Raw genomic sequence first — 6,000 nt, forward strand, 5'->3', positions numbered from 1 at the left:
TCATCTGGATTAGTCATTTTCCATCTATGATCCTCCTCGTGAAGCGAACGATAGGCAGGTGGTGTGATTATTTTTTGTCGATGCTGAATTGACCATTGAGAAGCAGCCAGTTTTGCGGAAAGGAAAGTCCAAGCTTCCAATAACTGATGCCGAGGAGACCACGATTCTTGATCAAATCGAATTTCTTTTGGATGGATCGGGCATCTTCAAACCAGACTTCATGTTCTTTTCCTGAGGAATCGGTATACGTGAAATAAGGAGCCTGCTCTTTTTGGTCATAGGAAATTGGAACGTTGTTTTCTCTCGCGATCTGGATGGCACGCTGTGGGCTAATGGCTTTTGCGAATTCTCCTCCAGGTTCATAAGGGAGCGTCCAGTCGTATCCGTACAAGTTTTGTCCGAGTAGAATCTTTTCTGCAGGCATTTCGCTCAATGCATAATCCACGACTTCAGTCACCGGACCGATCGGGGACACCGCGCGTGGTGGTCCGCCGCTATATCCCCATTCATAAGTCATTAAGACAACGAAGTCCACTATTTCACCGTGGGCTTTATAGTCATGCGCTTCATACCAGGCCCCTTGCTGGTCGGCACTAGTCTTCGGAGCAAGAGCAGTCGAGATGAGAAGTCCTTCTGCTGATAACCGTTTCTTGGCTTTTCTTAAAAATTGATTGTAGTTTTCTTTCATTTCCGGCGGGAGGAATTCCATATCAAAATGGACATCCTGGTAACCGACCTGTTTGGTTGTTTGGATAATGTTATCCAGGAGTTTATCCTGTAAAGCTTCATCAGAAAGAATTTTTCTTCCTAACTCTGCATTGAAACCATCCTCTGCGAGGTTCGTCACGACCATCATAAGAGCCGTATCGTTCTGTTGAGCGATTTCTTTAAAATTATCAAGAGGCGGGGCTTTCAATGAACCATCTTCTTGAATTTCGTAGCTGAAGGGTGCTAAATAGGTCAATGATCCAGCCCTGTTCTCAGCGGATGTACGCAGTGTATCGGAAACTTCTCCCCCATAAGGCTCAATATAAGCATTTGCGGTAATCGGGCTTGGAGGCTCTTCCGGAATATAAAGCCGCAACCCTACAGGAAGAGGTGCTCCGATTTGGATGCCGTTTACTTGGGCAAGTTTTTCAGCGGTTGTGTTAAACTTTTGAGCAATAGAATATAAGCTGTCCCCTTGCTGGACAAAATAAAACTGCCCGACGATCGGGATAACCAGAGCCTGACCGACGACAAGGTCGCCTGGGGTTTCCAGTTCGTTTGCCTCGATAATGGCGTTTGGCGTACTATCATAGAGACCGGCAATGGAGAAGACGGAATCGCCTTCTTGCACAACGTGGATTTGCATATCGGTTCGCTCCTTTCTCATCTCTAACAATGTATGTAAGGAGAAAAAGGATTTATTCTTTAAAATCATGGGAGGATCATCATGCTTGCGGATGAACATTATATGAAACTTGCTTTAGAAGAAGCTAAAAAAGCAGAAGAGGAAGGGGAAGTTCCGATTGGAGCTGTGATCGTCAAAGACGGCGAAATTATAGCAACGGGATATAACCAGAGAGAAATGTCCCAACTTGCTTCCTCTCACGCTGAATTTATAGCCATTGAAAGGGCGAACCAGCGAATCGGGAGCTGGAGACTGGAAGAGTGTACATTGTATGTCACGTTGGAACCATGCCCGATGTGCGCAGGTGCTATCCTGCAATCAAGAATACCAAGGGTGGTCTACGGGGCAAGGGATCCGAAAGCGGGATGTGCAGGTACTTTGTTGAATTTATTAGAAGACGACCGATTCAATCACACATGTGATGTTATACCGGATGTGCTGGGAGAGACATGCGGAGAGATGCTTCGTCAATTCTTCCGTACCCTTCGTAATATGAAGAAAAATAAGCCTTCATCTAATAATTAACAGCTTTTAATCATTGCATTTTTCTCGAAAACTCGCTATACTTGTTAATGCCGTGCTAAGCGGGGAGGTAGCGGTGCCCTGTACTCGCAATCCGCTATAGCGAGGCCGAATCCCCATCCCAGGTGGTGCGGCCTTAAGGTCTGCCTTACGTGAGTGGTGTTGACACCCAGGTCCTGCGCAACGGGAACCAGTGAATCCTGTCAGGTCCGGAAGGAAGCAGCAGTAAGCTGTCTCTCCCGTGTGCCGTGGGAGTGCCTGGGTCGAGCCATAACCGTAAGTAACGCTTAGGGCCACATCATCGAAGATGGGTGCACGGCATTACATAAGATCCACCAAGGAGCTGCTATGAACCATTCATAGCAGCTCCTTTTTTATACAAACTTTCGAAGGTTCACATCGCAACCTTGAATCAGGTATAATGAGAGAGAGACTATTAAGGGAGAACGGTTCTATGAGCTACCAGGCTTTATATCGCGTATGGCGCCCGCGAAATTTTGAAGGAGTCGTCGGACAAACGCATATTACACGGACACTGCAGAATGCGATTGAGCAGGATAAATTTTCGCATGCGTATTTATTCTCTGGACCCCGGGGTACAGGGAAAACGAGTGCTGCCAAAATTTTCGCCAAGACCGTCAACTGCGAACGCTCCCCGGTGAAGGAACCGTGTAACGAGTGCGATGCCTGCTTAGGTATCCAGGACGGTTCGATTTCAGATGTCTTTGAAATCGATGCTGCTTCAAACAACGGAGTGGAACAGATCCGGGAAATCCGGGATAAGGTGAAGTATGCACCAAGTGCAGTTCCTTATAAAGTTTACATTATCGATGAGGTCCACATGCTTTCCATGGGCGCTTTCAATGCCTTGTTGAAGACACTCGAGGAGCCTCCAAAGCATGTGATATTCATACTGGCAACCACGGAGCCACATAAGATTCCACTCACCATCATTTCCAGGTGTCAACGTTTTGATTTCAAACGGATCTCACAAAAAGCGATGGTCGAGCGTATGGAGAAGATAACCACGGTAGAAGAAATCGCTATTTCCAGAGAGGCGCTGGAAATCGTGGCCCTTACGGCAGAAGGCGGTATGAGAGATGCGCTGAGCCTTCTTGACCAGGCGATCTCCTATAGTGAAGAAGAGGTAACGATTGAAGATGTTCTGGCTGTGACCGGATCGGTATCCCAGAGCAAGCTTACGACGGTATTACAATCACTTCACAGGCAGGATGCCAGGGCGGCCCTTGAGGCAGTCGATGATTTGATCCAGCAGGGGAAAGACCCTGGGCGGTTTGTATTCGACCTGATCTATTACTTACGGGATCTGCTTTTGTACCAAAGTGCTCCTGACCTTGAGCATAACTTGGAAAGGGCCATCCCTGATGAAGCTTTCAAAAGCTTATCTGGAGAATTATCGCCCTCCTGGATTCAACAGGCCATCCGCGAGCTGAACCGATGTCAGCAGGAAATGAAATGGACGACAAGTCCGAAAGTCTTCATTGAAATAGCGATGCTCAACATGGTCGAAGTACAGGCAGGTCCGTCGCAAGGTCAACCCGTTCAAACAGAAGCGGTAGACAAGCTTTCCAAAAAAATCGAAAGCCTTGAAAAAGAGCTGGCAGGTCTGAAAGAGAATAGTGGCGGAGGAGCAGCTCAGCCTCAGGCACCTGCGAAAAAGCGCACCCCTGCAAAATCCGGGAAAAAAGGGTATAATGTTCCTTATGAACGTATCCGCCAAGTCTTGAATGAAGCATCGAAGGATGACATCAAAAACGTACAGGGACGATGGCCGGACTTTATGGAAGCTTTGAAGCGGACCAATGCACCTGCTCATGCTACGCTGTTAAACAGTAAGCCGAGAGCAGCTTCTTCAAAAGCCTTGGTGCTTGCTTTCCGCTATGATATTCATTGTTCATTGGCATTGGAGCACCAGAAAACCATTGAACCTTTGCTGACAGAGTATACGGGGAAGCCGATGACGATCATTCCGATCCCGGAACCAAACTGGCAGGATATCCGCGAAGAATACGTCCGAAAACAGAAAAATTCATCTGACACAGAGACTGATATTGATGAGGGGGAAAGTGAAACATCGCCTTCCCAAACGGGGGAAGAAGACCCTCTCATTTCGGAAGCCCGTAAACTAGTCGGAGATGATTTGATAGAAGTACAAGACTAACAGTAATTTAAAGGAGGAATGCTCCATGCGTGGTGGAGGAAACATGAATAATATGATGAAACAGATGCAGAAAATGCAAAAGAAAATGATGAAAGCTCAGGAAGAGTTATATGAAATGACGTTCGAAGCTTCTGCAGGCGGCGGCATGGTGAAAGTGACTGCAAACGGTAAGAAAGAAATTACAGATGTTGAGATCAACGAAGAGGTTGTTGATCCGGATGATGTAGAAATGCTGCAGGATCTCATCATCACCGCTACGAATGATGTTATTAAGCAAGTAGATGATAAAACGAATGATACTATGGGACAATTCACGAAAGGTATGCCTGGAGGAATGTTCTAGGAGGAATTTTCATGTATTACCCGGAACCTATCTCAAAACTGATTGACAGTTTCACGAAACTGCCAGGAATCGGACCGAAGACAGCTGTTCGCCTGGCTTTTTTCGTTTTAGAAATGGAAGAGGATGACGTCCTCGAATTTGCCAATTCGCTGGTAAGTGCGAAACGGGAACTTACCCATTGTACCACCTGTGGGCATATCACAGATCAAGACCCTTGCTCGATTTGTCAGGATGAGTCGAGAGACCAAACGTTGATTTGTGTCGTACAGGATCCAAAAGATGTGATTGCGATGGAAAAGATGAAAGAATTCAGCGGGAAGTACCATGTCCTTCATGGAGCAATTTCACCTATGGATGGAATTGGGCCGGAAGATATTAATGTGGCGAGTCTGATTAACAGGCTAAAGGATGAAGGCATTGAAGAGCTGATTCTTGCAACGAACCCAAACATCGAAGGTGAAGCGACAGCGATGTATATTTCGCGTCTGGTGAAGCCTTCCGGTGTACGCATGACCCGGATTGCGCATGGTCTTCCGGTCGGGGGCGACCTTGAATATGCAGATGAAGTCACCCTGTCCAAAGCTCTCGAAGGAAGAAGAGAACTTTAGGGGGGAGAAAATCTTGTTTGGCAGAAAAAAGGCAGTAAAACAAGAAATGGATCGTGAACTTCTCATTCGTATCAAGGAAATGAAAAGGGAATGGGAAAACTTGAATGCGATCATTGATCAAAGCATCGAACCAAGCGAAGCAGGTCTGAATGATCTGGCGGTCGTCAAAGCAAAATATTTTTACTTATTAAGAGAAGCGAGATTCCGAGGAATCAATGCTTTGTCTTAGTTTGTGTACTACCCCTTTGTTTTCCAACATAGACTGTTAATAGAACAGTTTTGGACAAGGGGGTTTTTTATGGATCCGGTTCTCGTCATCCTATTACTGGGCCTGGCTATCCCGGTGCTGCTTGTTATCGGGATGCCGGCAAAGCCACTTAAATTTGCGGGGAACATGATGACAAGGCTTATTGTGGCTGTTATTCTATTGTTCTTTGTTAACCTGTTCGGGGCACAAATCGGGCTGCATGTTCCGATCAATGGCTTTACCGCTTTTGTATCCATGATTTTAGGTGTACCTGGTGTTCTATCTTTAACCGCCATTCATTTTTGGCTGATTTAAAAGAAGGGGGAATTTTCTTCCTTCTTTTTTTAATGGGGGTCGATTCGTCTTTCTATACCATTCTCTCCTATAATAATCTTTCTCTTACTTATTATATAGTGGGAAGCATATTCCCACTCGGTAACGGCCCTCTTCCTTATGCGTGTAAAAAAGAAAGAGGACGTATGCTCATAGGATAAATAGGTAGAAAAGAAAAAATCTATAAAAATATGTATCTTTTTTTGAAAAACCTATTGCGCACCCTCGGATGCCGTGATATTATATTATTTGTCGCGTTAAGAGAGCGGCAAGCCGCAACGGCTTAACAAAATAAATCATTAAAAAGTTGTTGACGAAAACAACCGAAAATGATATATTAATTAAGTCGCTGTTTTGAAGCGGCAAACAACA

Annotated in this window: 7 protein-coding genes and 1 other RNA gene; 7 read left to right on the forward strand and 1 reads right to left on the reverse strand. The window is 45.6% G+C overall.

Annotation, left to right across the window (positions count from 1 at the left end):
* Positions 1 to 67: 67 nt before the first annotated feature.
* Entirely contained in the window at positions 68 to 1,354 is a 1,287-nt protein-coding gene (locus ACXADE_RS19935; RefSeq protein WP_474982160.1) for a glycosyl hydrolase family 18 protein, read from the reverse strand.
* A gap of 81 nt (positions 1,355 to 1,435) precedes the next feature.
* On the opposite strand from ACXADE_RS19935, the gene tadA reads away from it, so the two are divergent.
* From tadA to ACXADE_RS19970, 7 genes are all read left to right on the forward strand, one after another.
* On the forward strand, positions 1,436 to 1,918 hold the full coding sequence (gene tadA / locus ACXADE_RS19940; RefSeq protein WP_474982161.1) for a tRNA adenosine(34) deaminase TadA: 483 nt from the start codon (positions 1,436 to 1,438) through the stop codon (positions 1,916 to 1,918).
* Positions 1,919 to 1,968: 50 nt separating this feature from the next.
* Positions 1,969 to 2,234: signal recognition particle sRNA large type (gene ffs / locus ACXADE_RS19945), an RNA gene on the forward strand.
* A 135-nt stretch (positions 2,235 to 2,369) separates the two neighbouring features.
* Positions 2,370 to 4,097 carry a DNA polymerase III subunit gamma/tau gene (dnaX, locus tag ACXADE_RS19950; RefSeq protein ID WP_474982162.1) on the forward strand — a complete coding sequence of 576 codons (1,728 nt, stop codon included), beginning with the start codon at positions 2,370 to 2,372 and terminating at the stop codon, positions 4,095 to 4,097.
* Between the two features lie 25 nt (positions 4,098 to 4,122).
* Positions 4,123 to 4,440, forward strand: coding sequence for a YbaB/EbfC family nucleoid-associated protein (locus tag ACXADE_RS19955; protein ID WP_474982163.1), 318 nt, complete (start codon positions 4,123 to 4,125; stop codon positions 4,438 to 4,440).
* An 11-nt stretch (positions 4,441 to 4,451) separates the two neighbouring features.
* On the forward strand, positions 4,452 to 5,048 hold the full coding sequence (gene recR, locus ACXADE_RS19960) for a recombination mediator RecR (RefSeq protein ID WP_474982164.1): 597 nt from the start codon (positions 4,452 to 4,454) through the stop codon (positions 5,046 to 5,048).
* Between the two features lie 13 nt (positions 5,049 to 5,061).
* Positions 5,062 to 5,277 (forward strand): YaaL family protein, encoded by a 216-nt coding sequence (locus tag ACXADE_RS19965; RefSeq protein WP_474982165.1) that lies wholly within the window; start codon positions 5,062 to 5,064, stop codon positions 5,275 to 5,277.
* 69 nt (positions 5,278 to 5,346) lie between these two features.
* Positions 5,347 to 5,610 carry a pro-sigmaK processing inhibitor BofA family protein gene (locus tag ACXADE_RS19970; RefSeq protein ID WP_474982166.1) on the forward strand — a complete coding sequence of 88 codons (264 nt, stop codon included), beginning with the start codon at positions 5,347 to 5,349 and terminating at the stop codon, positions 5,608 to 5,610.
* The last annotated feature ends 390 nt before the right edge of the window (positions 5,611 to 6,000 follow it).

It is taken from the genome of Halobacillus sp. ABR2_026 (genome assembly GCF_056158545.1).